This is a genomic window from Thalassococcus sp. S3, from assembly GCF_004216475.1.
Classification (GTDB): Bacteria; Pseudomonadota; Alphaproteobacteria; order Rhodobacterales; family Rhodobacteraceae.
In genome coordinates, this window is the sequence record NZ_CP022303.1 from 3933027 (window position 1) to 3952085 (window position 19059).

At 58.7% G+C, this 19059-nt stretch carries 16 protein-coding genes and 1 pseudogene; 6 read left to right on the plus strand and 11 right to left on the minus strand.

Going from position 1 to position 19059, the window contains the following annotated elements:
- Positions 1–26: 26 nt before the first annotated feature.
- The 8 genes from CFI11_RS19290 to CFI11_RS19325 form a co-directional block, all read right to left on the minus strand.
- On the minus strand, positions 27–650 hold the full coding sequence (locus CFI11_RS19290) for an MSMEG_1061 family FMN-dependent PPOX-type flavoprotein (protein ID WP_165390317.1): 624 nt from the start codon (positions 648–650) through the stop codon (positions 27–29).
- 161 nt (positions 651–811) lie between these two features.
- Positions 812–1792, minus strand: coding sequence for a VOC family protein (locus tag CFI11_RS19295; RefSeq protein WP_130408886.1), 981 nt, complete (start codon positions 1790–1792; stop codon positions 812–814).
- A 13-nt stretch (positions 1793–1805) separates the two neighbouring features.
- Positions 1806–2852: a 4-hydroxy-2-oxovalerate aldolase gene (gene dmpG / locus CFI11_RS19300; RefSeq protein WP_130408888.1), complete on the minus strand. Its 1047-nt coding sequence runs from the start codon at positions 2850–2852 to the stop codon at positions 1806–1808.
- Positions 2849–3796, minus strand: coding sequence for an acetaldehyde dehydrogenase (acetylating) (locus CFI11_RS19305; RefSeq protein WP_130408890.1), 948 nt, complete (start codon positions 3794–3796; stop codon positions 2849–2851). Before CFI11_RS19305 ends, dmpG begins: the two co-directional genes overlap by 4 nt.
- A 60-nt stretch (positions 3797–3856) precedes the next feature.
- Positions 3857–4636 carry a 2-keto-4-pentenoate hydratase gene (locus CFI11_RS19310; RefSeq protein WP_130408892.1) on the minus strand — a complete coding sequence of 260 codons (780 nt, stop codon included), beginning with the start codon at positions 4634–4636 and terminating at the stop codon, positions 3857–3859.
- A gap of 31 nt (positions 4637–4667) precedes the next feature.
- Positions 4668–5009, minus strand: coding sequence for a 2Fe-2S iron-sulfur cluster-binding protein (locus CFI11_RS19315; protein ID WP_130408894.1), 342 nt, complete (start codon positions 5007–5009; stop codon positions 4668–4670).
- 1 nt (position 5010) lies between these two features.
- Complete coding sequence (locus tag CFI11_RS19320) at positions 5011–5886, minus strand: alpha/beta fold hydrolase (protein WP_217358725.1); 876 nt, start codon at positions 5884–5886, stop codon at positions 5011–5013.
- The gene (locus CFI11_RS19325) at positions 5886–7037 is read right to left on the minus strand and encodes a Rieske 2Fe-2S domain-containing protein (RefSeq protein ID WP_371687449.1); all 1152 of its coding nucleotides are present in this window, start codon (positions 7035–7037) and stop codon (positions 5886–5888) included. The genes CFI11_RS19320 and CFI11_RS19325 overlap by 1 nt, the downstream gene beginning before the upstream one ends.
- A 29-nt stretch (positions 7038–7066) precedes the next feature.
- Between CFI11_RS19325 and CFI11_RS19330 the strand changes: the two genes are divergently transcribed.
- Positions 7067–7804, plus strand: a complete 738-nt coding sequence (locus tag CFI11_RS19330; RefSeq protein ID WP_130408898.1) for a GntR family transcriptional regulator — start codon at positions 7067–7069, stop codon at positions 7802–7804.
- A gap of 113 nt (positions 7805–7917) precedes the next feature.
- On the opposite strand, the gene CFI11_RS24700 is transcribed toward CFI11_RS19330, so the two are convergent.
- Positions 7918–8631, minus strand: a complete 714-nt coding sequence (locus CFI11_RS24700; RefSeq protein WP_256370585.1) for a TetR/AcrR family transcriptional regulator — start codon at positions 8629–8631, stop codon at positions 7918–7920.
- A gap of 26 nt (positions 8632–8657) precedes the next feature.
- Here CFI11_RS24700 and CFI11_RS19340 point away from each other — a divergent pair, with 26 nt between their 5' ends.
- Both CFI11_RS19340 and CFI11_RS19345 read left to right on the plus strand, forming a co-directional pair.
- On the plus strand, positions 8658–11015 hold the full coding sequence (locus tag CFI11_RS19340; protein WP_254448970.1) for a 2Fe-2S iron-sulfur cluster-binding protein: 2358 nt from the start codon (positions 8658–8660) through the stop codon (positions 11013–11015).
- Between the two features lie 104 nt (positions 11016–11119).
- Positions 11120–11803, plus strand: a pseudogene (locus CFI11_RS19345) (IS5 family transposase); the annotation flags it as partial.
- 109 nt (positions 11804–11912) lie between these two features.
- Here CFI11_RS19345 and CFI11_RS19350 read toward each other — a convergent pair.
- Both CFI11_RS19350 and CFI11_RS19355 read right to left on the minus strand, forming a co-directional pair.
- Entirely contained in the window at positions 11913–16250 is a 4338-nt protein-coding gene (locus CFI11_RS19350; RefSeq protein ID WP_130408904.1) for a choice-of-anchor I family protein, read from the minus strand.
- 172 nt (positions 16251–16422) lie between these two features.
- Positions 16423–17262, minus strand: coding sequence for a glycosyltransferase (locus CFI11_RS19355; RefSeq protein ID WP_130408906.1), 840 nt, complete (start codon positions 17260–17262; stop codon positions 16423–16425).
- A gap of 271 nt (positions 17263–17533) precedes the next feature.
- Between CFI11_RS19355 and CFI11_RS19360 the strand changes: the two genes are divergently transcribed.
- The 3 genes from CFI11_RS19360 (at position 17534) to CFI11_RS25010 (ending at position 18990) form a co-directional block, all read left to right on the plus strand.
- Positions 17534–18106 (plus strand): transposase, encoded by a 573-nt coding sequence (locus CFI11_RS19360; RefSeq protein ID WP_254448971.1) that lies wholly within the window; start codon positions 17534–17536, stop codon positions 18104–18106.
- Positions 18107–18351: 245 nt separating this feature from the next.
- The gene (locus CFI11_RS19365) at positions 18352–18732 is read left to right on the plus strand and encodes a Glu/Leu/Phe/Val dehydrogenase dimerization domain-containing protein (protein WP_130408908.1); all 381 of its coding nucleotides are present in this window, start codon (positions 18352–18354) and stop codon (positions 18730–18732) included.
- 18 nt (positions 18733–18750) lie between these two features.
- Positions 18751–18990 (plus strand): thiamine pyrophosphate-binding protein, encoded by a 240-nt coding sequence (locus CFI11_RS25010; RefSeq protein ID WP_130410089.1) that lies wholly within the window; start codon positions 18751–18753, stop codon positions 18988–18990.
- Positions 18991–19059: the final 69 nt, after the last annotated feature.

The window sequence follows — 19059 nt, forward strand, 5'->3', positions numbered from 1 at the left end:
AATGGGTCCGATGATGGCTTGCCTCGCTATTCTATCGCATCCCTGTACTCGCCTTCGATCATCTCATCGACTGCCTCTACCGGGGCCGGCAAAGTCGCCTGCCCTCGCAGAATGGCTCCGAGTGAGGGGAAGCCTCCGGGCTCAAGCTGCTGATCCGCTTTCCAAAGGCCTGACCGCACCACAGACTTGCCGCAATGAAAGGTCACCATTGAGACATCGATCATTGTTGCGCGTTTGGGTGCCCATTTGTCATCGGGCCAAAGCGACAGGACCTCGGCATCGTCCGTTAGGTGCGCTGTTCCCTTCATCCGGACGGTTTCTCTGACACCCGGCAGGAGGAAGATTATCCCGACATGCGGGTTTTCGAGGACAGCGCGGGAGGTCTCCATCTTATTGTTTCCGACCCGGTCTGGAACCGCGATGGCGGATGAGCTCATCACCTTTACAAAACCCGGAGAATCCCCGCGGGGGGAAATGTTCGGAAAACCAGACGCGTCGACGCTCGACAGGCACAGAAAAGGCGCGCGCTCGACGAAGGCGATATGAAACTCGTCCATCTCGGGTTTGACCGCTTCGAGAATAAAGGGATACGGATCCGGGACGCCCTTCAAGAGGTCCGCCTTGCTTGAGATGGTGCGCATGTCGTCCATTTCGGTGTCTCCTTTTGGAAGAGCGGCCATCGCCGCGCAGGAATGCGCGTTCGATAGTCGCTGCCTATTTGAGTGGAACGAGAGCGGTCACTCCCGTTCCAGCACCCGGTCGCGCGACGACCAGCGCATCCGGCCACCTCGCGCGGGGTGACGGTGCGTTCCTATGCCTCTGTCGTTGTGTTCATCACGTGGTCGTTGGTGTGCGGGACGTAGTCGGTCGGCCCCCACATGCAGAGCGCCGTTTTGATGTTGTCCATGCCCCATTCCACGGGCTGCCAGTCCGGATCGAAGATCAGATACCCGTTCGAGAAGATTTCCACCCGGTGGCCAGAGCCTGGATCACGCACATACAGAAACGTTGCCTGGCTGATACCGTGGCGCCCAGGGCCCTGATCCGCTTCGATGCCGGCCTCAAAAAGGATGTCGCAGGCCCGCAAGACATCTGCCGCGTTGTCAAGCCAGAAGGCAACATGGTGCATCCGCGCCGGGGTCGTCTCGTTCGGACCGGCCTTCATGATGGCCACATCGTGGACCAGCGGTGTGACACTCATCCAACCGCCGATCGTGCCTTCTGGCGTAGTGACGTATTCACGCATCTTGAAGCCCAGCATATCCGACATCCACTTATGGTTCTCTGCCGGATCACGAGTCGTCCACAGATTGACATGGTCAATCCGACGCACGCCGATGCCATGATGCCAGGATCTGTACGGCTGATTGAGCAGAACGGAGCGATCCGCCTCGTCAACGGTCGGTTTATCCACGTCATAGTAGAGGCGGTAATTGTGTCCCGAAGGCGCCTGGAACCGGAGGGACTCGCCGATGCCATCCTCCTTATTGGCGGCCTCGACCGTCACCTCGGTACCGCCGTCCTTCAGGATGTCATGGAAACCCTCAAGGTCTTCGGGCCGCCGCACGCGCCAGGTCACATGATCCAGCCGCGCGCGATCCCCAGCCTCAAGCACCAGAGAGTGGTGCTCAAGTTCCATGCCCGCGCGCAGGTAAACCTTGTTTTCGGTCCGTGCCGTGACATGCAGACCCAGAATGTCGCGAAAGAACCAGAGCGATTTCTCCAGATCGGGCGTCACGAGATGTGCCGCTCCCAACTTGGCGATCTCCGGATGATAACGAAAATTCAGCATGACATAGTCTCCCCTATATTGATTGTCTTTCGCAGGTCGAACCGGGTGCGTTGTGTGCTTTGAGATCCAGTGCGACGTCGGTGATCATGTCTTCTTGCCCTCCGACCAGCCCGCGCCGCCCGACCTCCAGCAGGATGTCGCGCGCGTCGATGCCGTGACGCTCGGACGCCCGTTCGGCATGAAGAAGAAAACTTGAATAAACGCCGGCATAACCCAGAGTGAGCGTCTGGCGATCAACCCTGACAGGTCTTCTTTGCAAAGGGCGCACCAGATCTTCGGCGGCGTCCTGCAGCGCGAAGAGATTGCAGCGGTGCGCCCAGCCGAGCCGGTCTGCAACGGCGACAAATGCCTCGAGCGGACAGTTACCGGCCCCGGCGCCCATACCGGCAAGTGACGCATCCACCCTCCGCGCGCCAGCGTCTACCGCAGCCACGGAATTGGCCACGCCCAGCGCGAGGTTATGATGGGCATGAACACCGATTTCGGTGTCAGGGCCGAGGGTTCGCCGATAGGCCGTGACGCGCTCCGACATGCCGCTCGACGTCAAGGCACCACCGGAATCGGTGACATAGACGCAACCGGCGCCGTAGCTTTCCATCAGCTTTGCCTGTTCGGCGAGGTGTTCAGGTTCGGACATGTGGGCCATCATCAGAAAACCCGACACATCCAAACCCATCTCTTTGGCCGCGGCGATCTGCTGAGCGGCGACGTCCGCCTCGGTGCAGTGCGTTGCAATCCGGACGGAGGTCACACCGGCATCGCGGGCCCGGCGCAGATTATCGAGCGTGCCGATACCGGGCAAAAGCAACGTCGTCAGCTTGGCCCGCTTGATCCTTTTGGCCGCGGCTTCAATCCATGCAACATCTTCATGGGCGCCGAAACCATAGGTCAGCGAGCTGCCCGAAAGGCCATCGCCATGACCGACTTCGATAGCATCGACGCCGGCCGCATCCAGCGCCTCGGCAATTGCCCCGACATGGCCCAGATCGTAGGAATGCCCGATTGCGTGCATGCCGTCGCGCAGCGTGACATCCTGAATGTAAAGATCCGTTTTGGTCATGCGATGACCTCTTCCATTCGGGTCGCGACACGTTCCGCTGTTGCAAGCGCCGCGGACGTCATGATGTCGAGGTTGCCCGAATAGCGCGGCAGGTAGTCGCCCGCCCCCTCCACTTCGAGAAAAACGGAAACCTTGAGACCGTCGCTGACCTCTTCGCCTCCGGGCAGACGCAGCGCGGTACCCGAGCCGATGCTTTCGATCTGAACGTCCTGCTTCAGCCTGTAGCCCGGCGCATGGCGCTGCACCTGCGTGACCATGTCCTTCACGGATCTTTCGATGCGATGCGCCACTGCCCTTTCGCACAGGCAGATCACGGTGTTCCGCATGACAAGTGGCGGTTCGGCAGGGTTCAGGATGATGATCGCTTTCCCCTTACGCGCGCCACCGACCGTTTCGATTGCCCGCGCGGTGGTTTGCGTGAACTCGTCGATATTGGCCCGAGTGCCCGGGCCTGCAGAGCGTGACGAAAGGCTCGCCACGATTTCCGCCCAATGCACCGACGCCACCTGCGAAATGGCATGCACGATCGGGATGGTTGCCTGACCGCCGCAGGTGACCATATTCAAGTTGCGCGCGCCGGCTTCGAATGCCGCTGCCCCGTTTACGGTAGGAACAGTCACAGGACCAATCGCTGCGGGGGTCAGATCGATCATCAGCCGTCCGGACGTGCGAAGAAGCGCATCGTGTTTCAGGTGCGCCTTGGCAGACGTGGCATCGAAGACGATCTGGATGTCCTGAAAGACCGGCAGCTTCATCAGCCCTTCGAGCCCTTCGGCAGTGATTGCAACACCTTGCTCTGCTGCCCGCTTCAGACCGTCAGACGCGGGGTCGATCCCAGCCACCGCTTTGAGGTCAAGCGCCGGGGCCGATCGTTTGAGCTTTAGCATCAAGTCGGTTCCAATGTTCCCCGATCCGATGATCGCGCATCCTGTCTTGCCGTTCATGTCCTACCTCCTCATCCTCATGCTACGCTCGCCTCCCCCCTGCCCTTGGCACAGGACAGACTACGTGGTCTCGATATTCACCAAGACGGATCCGAGCCCTGAAATCTCGGCTTCGATCTTCCCGCCTGCCTCGATGCTCTGCATGGGGCCGAGCGCTCCGCTTAGGATCAGATCCCCTGCCGAAAGAGGCGTTCCGCGCTGCGCCATCGTCCGAGCCAGCCAAACCAGCGCGCTCACAGGGGAGCCGAGGCAATCCTTTCCGCAGCCTGTTGAAACGGTCTGCCCATCCAAATCCATCCGCATGGTTGCGGTGACGACATCAACGTCCGTCAGCCGTTTAGGCGTACTGCCCAAAACCACATGCGAGGAGGACGCGTTGTCGGCGATAGTATCGACGATCGTGATGTCCCAGCCGGCGATCCGGCTTCCAACGATCTCTAACGCGGGCACGACAAAGCCGATCGCCGCAATGGCTTCGTGCGCGGTGACGTCCGGATGTGGCAGTGCACGGTCCATCACGAAAGCAATCTCCGCCTCGACCTTGGGCTGGGACAGCGCCGTGGTAGGCAGCGCGCCACCATCGGCGATCTCCATGCTGGCGAGAAGGGTGCCATAGTCTGGCTGATTGACGCCCAACTGTGCCTGCACGGCAGGTGATGTCAGGCCGATCTTTCTGCCGATGACGCGATCTCCGGTCGCGATCCGCCGGGACAGGTTCAACTCCTGGACGGCATAGGCTGCGTCAATTGCATCCTCGCCCAGCAGGTCGCGAACCGGGGTGCACGGCACACCTGTATCAGCTGCGTGCCGCAGGCGTGCGGCCGCGTCTTCGATGCTCATCTTCTCAACTCCCTTACGCCCCGATGCGCTCTCAGGCCTGCTCGGACGGCACGCGGACACGAAGTCCGTTCAGCGCGGCGCTCAACGTGATCTGACAGGACAACCGCGAGCCGGGACCGGGATCATGCGCAAATTCAAGCATCTCCTCTTCGGTCGCCGTGGGCGGGTCGAGCCGGTCGCGCCATGCTTCGTCGATATAGACGTGGCAGGTCGCGCAGGCACAGGCACCGCCGCATTGCGCAATGATCTGTGGCACGTTGGCTCGGACTGCGACTTCCATCAGGGTATCGCCGGGCGTCGAGGTTGCGGAATACTCCGTCCCGTCTGCAGTCACGATCGTGATCGTTGCCGTATCGCATTCAACGATGGACATGTCAGCTCTCCAAAAAGTTACGGGTCACGGCCGCAAACTGCTCGGGGTGTTCGATCATCGCCCAGTGACCGCAATGGGGCAAAATAACTCCGCATGAGGGCTCGATCAGTTCGAGAAAGCGATATGCATTGGCAAGGGGAACCACCTTGTCCTGCTTGCCATTGACCACCAGTGTCGGCACCCTGACCTGCCGCACGAAGTCTTCTTCGTAGTAAAGGCCGCCCTGCTGCTTGATCCACGACATCGTAGCGCCGTAGGCTTGGCGGGTATCGTCCCGGACAGACATCTCGTGGCGATACGCCACCATGTCGGGGGAAATCTCGAAGCCTTCCGTGGTCAGCGCCCGGATCAACCGCTCCATTCCATGCCGGGTGAAGTCGTAGTTCATGACCGGCGCAAGTCCCTCATGCACCTCGGTCACAAGACCCGCACTGCCCATCAGCACCAGCTTGTCGACCCGCTCCGGCTGTGCAACAGCGACACCCAACGCGGTTGCGCCACCCATTGAATTGCCAATGAGGATCACGTGGTCTAGCGACAGCGCATCCAGGAATGCGGTCAGATGTGTATTGCGCGCCTCCTGAGAATAGACGAAATCATCACCCGGCTTATCAGTCTCTCCGAAACCGACCATATCCATCGCGATAACACGATACGCGTCGCTGAGGCGCGGGATCACGGCATTCCAATTGCCCACACTGTCGGCACCAGCGCCGCCGCCATGGATCAGGACCACCACCGGACCTTCACCCGCCTCCAGGTAGCGAGTGCGGATCCCGCCGGCATCGACGAAATGTTCGGTGATGCCTTCATTCAGATGTAGCTGCCCAAGCATGTCACGCTGCTGTTTTTCCGGGGACGTTTCCAAGGTGGTCATCACAGATGCTCCCGGCTTTGGATACCGCGGTTGTGCTTGCTGGCCACGCGCCGCCATTCGATGATGCAGCGATCCGGCTCGTAGAGAATCTCATTCAGCCAGCCGCGATCATCCTCGTAGAAAGGCTGCGTTTCGAGCCGGGCTTTCAGGTCATCGTTGTTGAACCCTTCAAGCGCCATCGGCACCCACTTTTCATGGAAGGCAACCTCCCACTCCTTCGTCTCGGCCTCGGTTTCGCAAACCTTGCCAAGGGTCTGGAAGTAGATGTGTTCCGTCTCACTGACAGGCACATACCATTCGTATTGCGTCGTGTTGGTGTCTGGCCAAGGATCGACCCGCAGCACACCCGGCAACCAGATGGAGATCGTATGGGCCACCCGTTTCGAGCCCATATGACCCCGCATAATGTCCTCTTCGCCCTCGATGGAGGCTGCGAAAACGGGAACGGAGTGTTCTCCAAGCAGATCCCAAACGCCGGTCGGTCCCTCGTCACCGATTTCAGCGCGGAAGTTTTCCTTGCCTTTCCCGGGGGCGAAACCCAACGGCAGGGCAATGTCATTCCCTTCCACCAGAACGCTGTTCCGGTGAATGTAGACGTGCCCCCCATCAAAGCCGTTTTCCGCACCGATGCGCCAGTTCGAATTGACCATGCGGTGCTTGCCGAAAATCACCCGGTCCTCATCCAGAAAACCTGGTGGGACGTCCTGTTCGAGCGGTGTCGGCTCTCGATCGCCCATGTAGACGAAGATTATCCCCTTGGCTTCCTGCACCGGATAGGCCCGGATATTGTGCCGTCCGATTTGAACGCTTTGCGGGTTTGTCAGGATGTCGACAAGCTTGCCCGTATCCCAGCGATACGTCCAACCGTGATACCAACATGTCACCGTGTTTTTGGTGTGACACTGCAGGTCGGCCGAGAAGCGCACGCCCCGGTGCAGACAGCGATCCTTGATACAAAAGACCGTACCGTCGATGCGGTTCAATAGGATGTTTTCGCCAAGAAGCTTACGCGCAATAGGCTTTTGTTCGACAATTTCACTCGCTAAGCAAAGGGGATACCAGTGATTGCGGAAACCTAATTTAGCTTCAACATAAGGAACCCAACCCTTGACCTGTTCGAGAACTTCGGGTGAAACAAGGTCGTTCATCATCTACCCCCTATCTTATTGTAGGACAATTTATGACGACCAGAGCAGCAGAAAACTCGCGAGTCAATAAAAAACCTCTGCCGCGATGCGGCAATGGCGACAGTTCGACCGGTCGGGTCGGTGCTGTTGGCCAGATAACAGAGACGTTGCGCAGGCAGATATTCGATGGAACGCTGACGCCAGGCCAGCGTCTGGTAGAGGCAAAACTGACAAAGTCCCTGTCCGTCAGCCGAGGACCTCTGCGTGAGGCCTTACATCGACTGGCCGTCGAAGGCATCGTCACGATTCAGCCCAACAAGGGCGCCTCGGTGACGATCGCCACCCGCCAGGAAGTAAGCGAGATGTTCGCGGTCCGGGAGATGCTGGAGGGCCGCGCCGCACGGCTGGTCGCCAAACGCGCTTTTGAGCCAGATGTCGGTAAACAGCTGGAATTACTCCTGAATACAGAGATTTCCAGCATCCATCTGCCCGATGATCCGCTGGACTTCATGCAAAGCAACCAGCATATGCATGACACCCTGCTAACGCTTTCCGGCAGCGCGATTCTGGGCCGCATGATGACGCAAACGCGCTTCCCTCAGTTGCGCGCGGCGTTCTTCCGGTCGTTCACAGCCGAGATCTTCGAACAATCAAAACGGGACCACGTCGCGGTACTGAAGGCGATCCTTGCCGGACATGAGGACGATGCCGAGACGCTCATGCGGCAACATGTTCACAATACCGCTCGCCAGGTTCTCACATTGCCGGCGGAATACTTTGCCGATTCCTGAAGCTACCCACCGGCAATCGGCGTATCGGGCCGGTCGATTTCCTACAGAAAAGCGCGATTATTTTGTCGGACAATACAGAATACGATTGTCCGACCCTTGATACCCCCGCGAATCTAGAAGGCACCGGTCTTCGGATCATAAGCAGCTTTGAAGATCCTGACACCCCGCGAGACACGACGCTCAAGCTCCGCCTCCGTGAGTTTTTCGACAACGCCGTATCTTCGGCGCATCGGCCACTGACCCTGCCAGAGTACCGTCAGTTCCTCAGCAGCCTGAAGGCAATCGTCGATTTTCAACTCGCCGCGTTCCACACGCTGGGCCAGATACGTCGCAAGCGTCTGCAAAACCCGTCCGGGTCCCTTTTCAAAAAAATCTGCCTTGGCCGACGCATCCGTTGCCTCGCTGGCGGCAAGCACGTAATCGAGCCACAAGAAGTCATCGCTCATCAACTGACGCGTCAAATGCCGCCCGAACGCGCCAAGCGCCTCTTCAAGCGGTGCATCTGATGGGACTGACCTGGTCAGCGCATTCTCCATCTCATCGCAAATCTCATTCACCACGGCATCGAACAACTGATCCTTGTTTCCGAACATGTTGTAGATCGTCATTTTCGAGACACCGGCATCGCGTGCGATGTCGTCAAGCCGCGCGACATGCGGACCAAGCGCGAAAAGTTGCTTGCGCGCATGACGAAGGACGGCCGCGCGTTTTTCGGTGTCCGCAGGTCTCCCGCGTCCACGCGAGACATTTGCAGTTTGATTTATTTGACTCAAGAGTACAGTAATCCTAGCTTCGTAGCGATGCGCCGCTCCTAAACACTGCGGCATGGCTGTTTCGGACGGGAGTTTATGACGTGAAAGATCAATACATAAGCGAAAAAACGATCCCCATGGTTGTGTCGGAAATCGCAAAGGATCACATTGAAAACGGACCGTTCCCGCAGGAAAGCAGTCTTGCGCAGAGGCGTGTGAGGTACGTTAAGGATACACTGGCGCTTGGCGGCAAAATTGCGGGACTGTTTGTCGCGTATTGGCTCATGCGAGGTGTGGTGCACGGGCCACGCAAGTTCTATCTGCGCTGGTACGAGCGCAAGCGTGATCGCGGTGAAACCATCTATGTCGAAGACCTACCGGGCGCCAAAAAGCTGAAGCCCGAGGAAATGCGCGACCCGCAGCAAGAGGCTCTTGCACGCGCGCCTCGCCCTTCACGTCACCCCTTCAAGGCGCGGCATCTGCGCATTCCCGCGTATCCACCGGCCAAAGACACATACGCCTATCGCACACCGCCGAAATCGGGAAAGGTTTTGGCGGGCGTGGGCGAGAAGGTTAGGCGGCGGACGACCAAGTTTTTCCATAGCACCTATGCCAAGCCGTTTGGAGCGATGAACTACGCTTTTCATCTGATGGCACGACTGGAAGCCGTCGATCACGTCCTCTGGACCATTTGGCAAAACCGGCATGCCGAAGGACCGGTGGCACCGACCAGAAAACCAGTAGCTGATCCCGAAGCCATGGCGGAGCACCTCAAAGAGAAGGCCAAGGAATTCGGTTGCCCGTTGGTAGGCATTACGCCAGTCGTCGAAGATGCCCTATACGCGCATGCAAAAGATCACCTGCCTTATGCCATCGTGTTTGCCGCGCCGATGGAGCGCGAAACCATGCTGACAGTGCCGTCGATTGAATCCGGTGCCGCAATCACCGAAGGCTATAACACCGTCGGCAACCCGACCTTGGCGCTGGCCCGCTACATCAGACGTCTGGGATGGAACGCTGTCGCAGATACAAATCACGGCGCCTTCCCGTCTCTGACAATGCATGTTCCGCTCGCCGTGAATGCCGGCCTTGGCCAGATGGGCCGGCATACGTCGTTGATCACCAAAGAGTTCGGGGCAAATGTCCGCCTTGCCGCAGTTCTGACTGATATTCCTGTCACCTTCGACGGCCAAAAGGATATCGGCGTCGAAGACCTCTGCGCGAACTGCACGATTTGCCTGCAGAATTGTCCTGCGAATGCCATATACGAAGACAAGGTCTGGGTGCGTGGCGTAGAGAAGTATCACCTCGATTTCGACCGTTGCATGCCCTATTTCGTTGCCAACGAAACCTGCGGCATCTGCATCACCGTCTGCCCCTGGAGCGACACGGACAAAGGGCCGCTGATCTCGCTGCTGCAACAACAGCGAAGACAGGTTCAGGAAACCTACCCCGAACCCTTACCAGTCGCTGAATTGGCCTTGCAGATTGACGAAAATGCGCAGCTCGGGCCGCCCATGTCTGATGCAGATCCAGAAGATCTTTGGCGCGATGCGGTCATCTCCGAGAAGATCGAGCATCCAGGCAATATTGTCGAACTCACGCTCTCCGCGCCCGAGGGCCAGAACGCCCTGCCGCCTTGGGCCGCAGGCGCCCATGTGGAACTCTATCTGCCAAGTGGCAAGGTGCGTGCATATACCCTCTCCAACGCGCCTCAGGATGGTCCGGACTACCGCTTGAGCGTCAAGGTTGAGGAAAACGGGACCGGAGGCTCGAAGGAAATCGGGACACTCCGTGAAGGTCAGACCATCCGCGTGAACAGACCGGGAAACAACTTTCCCATCCGTCACTCGGACGACTACGCCTATCTGATGTCAGGTGGCATCGGCGTCACGCCGATGATCTCTGTTGCCGCCGATCTCAAGGCGGCGGGAATTCCGTTCGAAATCCACTATAGCGTAAAAGATTCGATCCAAGCGGTACATGCCGATGAACTGCGCGCATTGTCGGGCGGCAAGCTTCATGTTCATACCAACCGTGACTGGATGAAGGACATCTTCGCGGAGGCCCCTGCGAGATCAGGTGTATATACCTGCGGCCCGCTCGCCTATATGAACGCCGTGAGGCAAACAGCGATTGAGCGCGGCATCTCGAAAGACGCGATCTACAGCGAAGACTTTGGTTCTGATGCCCCGGACAATCCTTTTGATGTCGTTCTCGGATCGACAGGACAGCGATTTACCGTTGAACCAGGCGAAACCATCGCAAGAGCTTTGCAGCGTCGCGGCATTTATGTGCCCGTCTCCTGCGGCTATGGCATTTGCGGCACCTGCACACTCGGCGTTTTAGAGGGAGAACCGGATGCCCGCGATCAGGTGTTCACCGACGAGGAACGGAAGACCAAAATCACAACGTGCTGCTCTCGCAGCCACTCGTCCGAAATCGTAGTCGATCTTTGAGCTTCAGACTCCTGCAACCAAGGATCCTCAATCAAGTCCTGATACGCTAGACAATTTATCCGCCTGAGCGGCTTTTCGACAGAACCGAAGCCGGTGAAGCGATGGCCCATGGCATGCCGCGTGTCGATGACCGGCGTATGTTGAGTGGGATTATATGCATTAACCGTAATGGCTTGCGTTGGCGCGACGCGCCGGTGGAATACGGTCCACAAAAGACGCCGTACAGGCGATGGAGCGAGAAGGGCATCTTTGCCCGGATGATGGCCAGTCTGGCTGCCGATCACGGTGAAAGATGACTGTGATGATCGACGCTACCTATCTCAAGGCCCACCGCAGAGCGACCATCCTGGACGTCAAAAAGGGGATCATGGACATCTGATTGGGACTACCAAAGGCGGCATGACCACCAAGCTGCACGCCATCTGCGCCAGCCAGAGCCGCCTGTTGAACCTGTTCGTGACCACCGGGCAGGTCAGTGATTTGATCGGCGCGCGCACCTTGCTCAGCAGCCTTTCGAACGTCGATTGTTTGCTCAGAGATCGCGGCTATGATGCCGATTAGGTCAGAAAAGCGTTGCGGGACAAAGGGTTGCACGCAAGTATCCCGGACAGAAGACAACGAAAAAGCCAGTCAAGTACGACAAGCGCCACTACAAAAGCCGCAATCGTATCGGGATCATGTTCGGCAGGCTCAAGGACTGGCGGCGGGTGCCAACCCGAGACGATAGGTGCCCGAAAGTTTTCCTGTCATCCATCGCTCTCGCAGCAATCGTCATCTACTGGCTTTGAAACTCAATGAGTCCCGACGCTAGGAGTGAGACTAAGCCAATCGAAAAAGGCAGAGGGCTCGGAACCCTCTGCCTTCGACTGTTTTGCGTCAAATGGTCCGCGCGCGGGTCTAGAGCGGAACGCCCATGTCGTCGAGTGCGGTCACGGTAAAGACGGTGTCCTGATAGTCCTGGTCGCCGCCGCCCAACTGATCCTCGATACCGATGCGCAGTGCGCCGCCGCCATCAACGACACCCGACAGGAAGTGTTCGATCCCGTCTGAGTTGAACGCAGCGCCTGCCGAGTGGAAGATTTCCGCCCCGACCGCGGTGCCATTGTCCAGAAGAACCGGCAGATCACCCGCAAAATCAAAGCCAAGGTTGTTCGACAATCCGTTGGCCAGGCTCTCGCCATTCTGGATCAGGAAGAAGACGAGCTCGGCCCCGTCTGCCACGTCATTGATCGTGGCTGTCTGACCAACCGCATCGCCGACATCCGCGAACAGGATCTGCACATTGGTGGCCGTGTTCGTTGCGGCATCGAAGACAAACGCGCCCAACGCATTCGAGAAGGCCGCGCCGGACTGATCGATCTGGATCTGGAAGTCCTTGGTGCCATCCCCTGTGAGGTATTCGTCAAAAACGATCCCGTCCACGGCGCCCGCGTCAACCGCCTGCCCTTCGTTCAAATCGGCCCCGTCCCCCAGCAGCTCATCGATGAACTTCACCGTTACCTCTTGCTGCCCACTTTCAGCGGCAAGAACGTTACCGGTGTCAAAGTCGGCATCGGTGTTGAACTGTGTGCCACGGATCGTGATGTCGCCGGTCTGTGTGTTCACATCGACATCCCGGGTCGAGAAGGGTTCGACGTTGGTGAAGATGAAGGTATCGCCGTCATCCACGCCCGTGAACGAGGTGTCCTCGTAAACACCAAGCGGCGCTTCGAACGGCTCGCCGTCCTCAAGATCCACGGTGCCGCCGCCCAGCGGCAGACCAGAAAGATCATAGGCGACCGTTGTGCCCGACACCTCGTAAGCGGCGATCAACTGGGGCTCTCCGGTCGGACTTTCGGTTGCCGGGACGAAGGTCAGGCCCTCGGGGCTGACATCGCCGTCCTCACGACCGTTGAAGTAGGTCAGGAAGGTGACGTTGGCCGGATCGGTGACATCATAGGCCATGATACCGCCATCACGCTCAAGCCCGATAAAGGCAATCATGCGCTGACCGATCATGCCAACGGTAACCGCTTCGGGTTCGACCCCTTTGTTGTCCGAGCGATCCTCGCCGCTGTCGCCATCGTCGTCATTGAAGCCGCCCGGGTTCAGATCGGCCACGATGCGCGCAAAATCGTCTCCGCTATCGAACACGACGGCACCGGTATCGGCGTTGAAGATGGTGAACCCGCGCGATCCGAAGGAGTACAGCTGGTCGATATCGCCGTCACCATCCGTATCACCATCGACGGCAGAGATGTTCAGGCGACCCATTTCGCTATCGTCGAGAAGCCCCGCATTCTCCAGTTGGGCTTTCAGCGCAGGATCAAGAAGTCCGTCCTCGGCAGCATCGGCCAGCCGGATCTCGTCTTCGTCGAGGTCGCGTGCATCGCCTTCGTTTGCGGTGACCAGGTAAGTCTGGCCATTCTGCTCGAACGCAGCGATCGCGTCAGGCATCCGCAGGCCCTGCACGGGACGTGTTGTGATGTTGATCGCATCATCCCGGTCGGACGTGTCCAGCCCGTTGCCCTCGAGGCTGTGGTCGATCGTGCCAAAGCTGCGGACGCTGACAATCTCGTTCGTGGTCAGGTCCACGGTGGCATAGGCGTTGGCCTCCTGCAGCGTCACATAGGCGGTCACCCCATCGGGGCTGACGGTGACATATTCGGGCTCAACGTCCAGCGCATCGCCACGATCCCCCACAATGCGTGCTTCCGAGAGATCGACATTGCTGAAATCGAGTGTCACTGCAGTGGCGCCAGCAACCCCGCCGGAGATGTCGATGATCGAGATCGAGCCTGCCGGATCGAGGGTTTCATCAATCGGCTCGCCTTCATTGGCAACGATGACCTTGGCACCATCCGGGGTAAAGGCCACGCTGTCCGGCAAGTTGCCGACCGTCACCTCGCCCAGGCTGTTGCCCTGCACGTCGAAGAACGCGATCACGCCGTTTTCGGCGTTGCTGTCATCCCCGTCATCCCGCGAGACGGCAACCGCAACTATACCGTTTGCAACTGCCACGGATTGTACGCCATCAAAGGCGGAGATACCGCTGAGGTCGATCGAACGATCCAGTTGACCTGTGGCCACGTCAAAGACATCGACGCGGTCTTCCTCGCCGTTGGTCACGAACGCCTTGCCGTTCTCGTAGATCACGATTTCCGAGCCGCCCTCGCCCACACCACTGTCCATACGCTGGGCTTCGGATATTTCCAGTTCGCCGGTCCCTTTGCCGGCGCCAACCGTATCGGTCCGGGTCGAAACCTGTTGGATCGTGTCGTCGCGCCCGATGCCCGTGTCCTCTTCGCCAAAGGCATTGTCGGCGTCGCCAAAGTTCTCCGAAAGATACTCGGCAAGGGCGTCCTGCTCGGTGCCGTTGTCGGCAAAGGTCGCGGCGCCGTCACGTACCCCTTCCTGCAAAAGCTCGGTGAAGTTCACGCGGTCGATCACCGCCTGGTCGCCGACCTCGCCCAGAGAGGCATCCGTGTTGGTGTTGGGGAATGGATAGCCGTCGCCGCCACCGGTGAAGTTGCCGTCATCATCGAAACGCGGTTCCGCCAGAAAGCCCAGGGTCACGATGCGGAACGTCTCGTTCGCATCGCCTGCAAGTTCGCCATTGCTGACCAGATCCGCGATGACAGTGCCATCCTCGTCCACGATGACAGCCGTTGTGATCCGGTCACCCGCAGGCTGGGTTTCATCGAAAGCAAGCTTTACACCAGACAATTGCGGGAACTGGCCCGACACGTCCGGAAGCGCCGAAACACCGTGTTCAAGCAGCGCCACGATCTCTGCCCGTGTGAGGGTCATCAGCACCAGATCATTGTTGAACGCCAGCGTGGTCTGAATGTCATTCTGGCTGATCCCGCCCTCGGGCTTGATGACATTGCCATCGCCATCCACCACTTCCGGGTTCACCCGGCGCTCGGCCTCGGTCTCGCCCGCGGGCACCACCGTCTCACCGATTGATGCCCGGATGCCGCCACCGTTCTTGATGGAGATGACCACATCGGCATCGGTCTTCCGTGCTTCGGCAAGGTTGGCATCCGCGGTCAGGTTGCCCAGATTGGTTTCCTGCGTCCGCACACCGTCCGGGTCGTCCACCTCGCCCGTGCCGGACCGGTTGGCGTTCAGGAACACGTCCGACACACCGAAAACGTTCGACTCGCTTTGAATGATCTGGGCTTCGATCTCGTCGGCGATCTGCTGGATTTCCGGATCAACCAGATCTTCGGCCCCAAGATTGGCGACGCCCTGGGCATCCGTCGCATAAGCGCCCGAGACATCCGCATCGTAGCTGTCCGCGATGACATTGCCGTCCGCCTCGAAGTCCACCACAAGCCGCCCGACATATTTGTAGCTGCCGTCAGTATTGACCACGGCTGTCTGGCTGCCATTGGCATTGGTTATGAAGGTCGGATAATCGCCCTGCGCGCTATCCCCATCCCGCAGCCGGTCGTTTTCGTCGACAAGCCGTGTGTTGGAGCCACCGGCCACGATGATATCGACATTGCTGAGACGCGCGGCCAGCTCTTCCTCGATAGAGATGCGCTGCATGTGCGACAGCAGGACAACCTTGTTCAAGCCAGGATTGTCGTTGAGCACCGCATCAACTTCTTGCTGGATCTCCGCAGCCAGCGCGTCAAGCTGTTCGGGCGTTGGGTTGCCGTCGAACGGGCTGGGCGCGATACCGACCGTCCCAGGCGAGGCGATCGAACCCAGCGTCGGTGTCGTCGCACCGATGACCGCAACATCTTCACCGTTCACATCAATGATCACCGAGGAGGTCACGACATTGGCTTGAGGCGCCTGACCACCCGCGACCTCCAGCGGGGCCATGTTCGGGTCGGTGGAAAAGTCGAGGTTGGCGGACAGATAGGTGAAGTTTGCCCCCTGAAAATCCTGACCCAGAATGTTGCCCTCTGCGCTGCCGTCAATCAGGCCGGCGAGCGTTTCGGTGCCCAGGTCGAATTCATGGTTCCCCAACGCGACGGCCTGCACGCCAAGCTGGTTCTGGATCTCGATATCTGCAATCCCCGCGGATCCATAGACGCTCTCCGATGCGTCAAAGAAAAGGCCCGGAATGAATGCATCGCCTGAGCTCAGGGTCAGCGTGTTGTCGGCCATGCCATCATTGCCAAGGTCCTCAGCCCGCAACGCGTTCAAGACCGCAGAAAGCTGTGGCGCATCCTGAATAGCTGCAGCACCGGCCTCCTGATCAGCGAAATGCAGGAGTTCGAGTGTAAATCTGTCCATGTGTGTCCCCAGGAATGTAATCAGAGGTGACAGGCCCCATCGCCCATCGCATCACGCGGACTGATATGTGCCGATTGTAACGCTCCGAAGACAAATGACCGGTTTCTCGACACTCTTTGGAACTTCACCTGCCTTCTAGCCTGCATGTGGCGTTAAGGTGTTGGATCTATTGCTAAATCCAGATTCCGTGCTTTGATTGCAGGTAGCGGATCGCGTTAACATTTGCGGCATTGCGATCGAGACCCGCAAGATTTGCATCGTATAGCGCCTCGATGCGATCATTCGCGGAACGCGAGGCAAGATATTGCCGCTCCGGCACCCAGATCGGGATGCCGCGCGCCTCAAGCTGACCGGACAGCCAGATATCATCCACCATCCAAACATGTCTGGGGATCTCGAACGCGTCGCTCGAAAAGAACGAGGGCCGCACGACGGCCCCCGCACAGCCCGACAGGATATCGACATAACCCGCGCTCTGAACCGGACGGCGCATCGGCTTGGGCGAGCGGGACTGCGTCAACCCGCCGGTGAGCAGATGTTTGACCCGGTCCAGACGGTATCCGGGGTCAAAGCCATGATGGCTGACCACCGCGCGGGGCAGGCGCGCGGGTTTGCGAGACGGTGCAACAAATTCGTCAAGGTGATCGCCGATCGCCGCAACGCATTCCTTTGGCCGCTCTCGCTGATAGGCGAACAGCGTTTCGGCCCATGTGGGATGATAATATCGGTCGTCATCGCAAAACAGGATCTGGCAATCCCGATCCTGTAAATCCCTGGCTGCGAAAAGCACCTTGCTGGCCGGTCCAAGATCCTCGTCGACATAAATGACACGAATGCCGGATGGTAGATCAGGCAGAGCAATCGCACTATCAGGAAAGCGCCGATAGCGGCGCGGAAGATAAAGGCGTATCTCATCGACATCGGCGGTTTGCGAGGTCAACGTCCGAAGGGTCTGACCGAGTTCGGCAAAACGAGGGGGGATGGACGTGAGGGAGATAATCTTCGCGGTCATGTTGGTCGAGCGGTATTAGTCCGATATTCATAGTCCGGCGTGCGGCGAAGACGGCCGAGCACATTAATCCGCCTTCGTAGCGACGACATGCGACGCTTTCGTGAAGGTCGTTCCCCTTAAATACGGAAAACCCGCATGAATAGCTGTGAGAGCAAGGACCGGGAGGATCAGGACATTCCGTCCAAGTCATCCGGCCCTTATCGTTCGCGGCTCATGCGTTCAACGCCGCGCATTCCGGCACTGGTATGCGCACGCGGGGGTTGGAAGGAATGTGGGGATCAAGCTGCTCAAGGCTGCGTCTGAGTTTGCCAGAGAGCAAGGCAGCGAAGAGCACTTGGAAATGCCCGAGATCTCGGACGGCATTCCCGGCGTGATGCGTCATCAACTCAATGGCCTCAATGCACGGGTCGACGGGCCGGCTAAGCTGATCGAGCAGCACACCTCGCTGTATGGCGATGCGCGGCGGTTGATGCGCCTACCGGAGATTGGACCGATCACCGCGTCGATCGTTGTCGCCACCATTGGCGATACAAAGCAATTAGAGACCGCACGCGACTTGGCCGCCTGGCTGGGTCTCACCCCGCTCAAGAAATCCAGCGTCGGTCAAAAGCGTCTCGGGCGCATCACAAGGAAGGGCGATAATCTCCGAAAGCTGCTAATTGTCGGGGTTACATCGCGCACACTCATGGCAAAGAACAAACCGGAGAAAGCCGATATTTGGAGCGCCAAACTGCTCGACGAAAAACCCGTCCGGCTCGCGAAGCTCGCCATGGCGAAGAAGTCCGCCCGGCTCATATGGGCGTTGCCGACAAAGCAAGAGGAGTACCGGCAGCTGATCGCTTGATCCTGCCAGGAGATGCAAGACGTTCGATATGATGATGCGAAACGAAGTCAACCAAGAGCAAGGACACGCCGCCGAATGTCGCGGCCTTCGAGATCATTTGGCCGATAGAAACATTGCTTGCGGAACTCATCAGGGCCAGTGGCGCTCTCTACGCAAACAGGCTGGACGCACGACTGTCCCGACGGACCAGCGCAACCACGGAAATCTCTGGCAATGCAGGAGCCGTCCACTCAGGCTCATTCCGAATGCACTCTGGCTGCACAACACGCTGTGGTTCCACCCGACGGTCTCTGAAATTCCTTGGCTTTGAGCAGGTCTACAAGAACGAAATAACTGATCTGCCACCAGGCGGGGCCAAGGGCAGGTCAGATTTTGATCCCAAAGGGCACTCGGATGCTGAGATCATGCACATTGGCCAAGCGTTCATGCGCCAGCCTGCGCCCATCATTGGCCCGGATCGCAACATGCCGGCTGGCGATATCAATGTTGGTACACGGGAGATCGGCTGGCTCTTCGCGGCCTACAAGACCCACGCGATGGAGTTCACCGGGGCACGGACGGGCAACGGCCTATCTTTCGGGAGTTCAGAGACAGGGACGAAGGCAACTGGGTTCCGATGTCCCTAGGCGGGCAACGTAGACACCATTTTCACACTACTTGGCGAAGAAACAAACGATTTGATGGATGCCTTTGCGGCGTCTTTTATAGAAGTTGTTTTGTACCGCCATGAACAGTGTGCAGCCTTCATGGCGTGGGGTCATGGGCGCCTAACCGGGCGCCCCGCGGCCTGTTCTGCAACTCTTGGGCCGGGGGCCACGAACCTGGTGACAGGGGTTGCCGATGCGCAGCCTGACGCTAAGCCGTTGATTGCGATTACTGGCTAGGATGCGCGAAACCATCTGCCAAGTGGGCGATATAGTCATCAACTGATTGACTTAACGCGGCTGTTCGAG

Bases quoted from the DNA above. Each gene is read 5' to 3' on its own strand.
- CFI11_RS19330 (WP_130408898.1), top strand. From the start codon at position 7,067: ATGACGACCAGAGCAGCAGAAAACTCGCGAGTCAATAAAAAACCTCTG.
- CFI11_RS19290 (WP_165390317.1), bottom strand. From the start codon at position 650: ATGGACGACATGCGCACCATCTCAAGCAAGGCGGACCTCTTGAAGGGC.
- CFI11_RS19295 (WP_130408886.1), bottom strand. From the start codon at position 1,792: ATGCTGAATTTTCGTTATCATCCGGAGATCGCCAAGTTGGGAGCGGCA.
- CFI11_RS19310 (WP_130408892.1), bottom strand. From the start codon at position 4,636: ATGAGCATCGAAGACGCGGCCGCACGCCTGCGGCACGCAGCTGATACA.
- CFI11_RS19320 (WP_217358725.1), bottom strand. From the start codon at position 5,886: ATGACCACCTTGGAAACGTCCCCGGAAAAACAGCAGCGTGACATGCTT.
- CFI11_RS19355 (WP_130408906.1), bottom strand. From the start codon at position 17,262: ATGACCGCGAAGATTATCTCCCTCACGTCCATCCCCCCTCGTTTTGCC.
- CFI11_RS19365 (WP_130408908.1), top strand. From the start codon at position 18,352: ATGCACTCTGGCTGCACAACACGCTGTGGTTCCACCCGACGGTCTCTG.
- dmpG (WP_130408888.1), bottom strand. From the start codon at position 2,852: ATGACCAAAACGGATCTTTACATTCAGGATGTCACGCTGCGCGACGGC.
- CFI11_RS19350 (WP_130408904.1), bottom strand. From the start codon at position 16,250: ATGGACAGATTTACACTCGAACTCCTGCATTTCGCTGATCAGGAGGCC.
- CFI11_RS19305 (WP_130408890.1), bottom strand. From the start codon at position 3,796: ATGAACGGCAAGACAGGATGCGCGATCATCGGATCGGGGAACATTGGA.
- CFI11_RS19315 (WP_130408894.1), bottom strand. From the start codon at position 5,009: ATGTCCATCGTTGAATGCGATACGGCAACGATCACGATCGTGACTGCA.
- CFI11_RS24700 (WP_256370585.1), bottom strand. From the start codon at position 8,631: ATGCCGCAGTGTTTAGGAGCGGCGCATCGCTACGAAGCTAGGATTACT.
- CFI11_RS19325 (WP_371687449.1), bottom strand. From the start codon at position 7,037: ATGATGAACGACCTTGTTTCACCCGAAGTTCTCGAACAGGTCAAGGGT.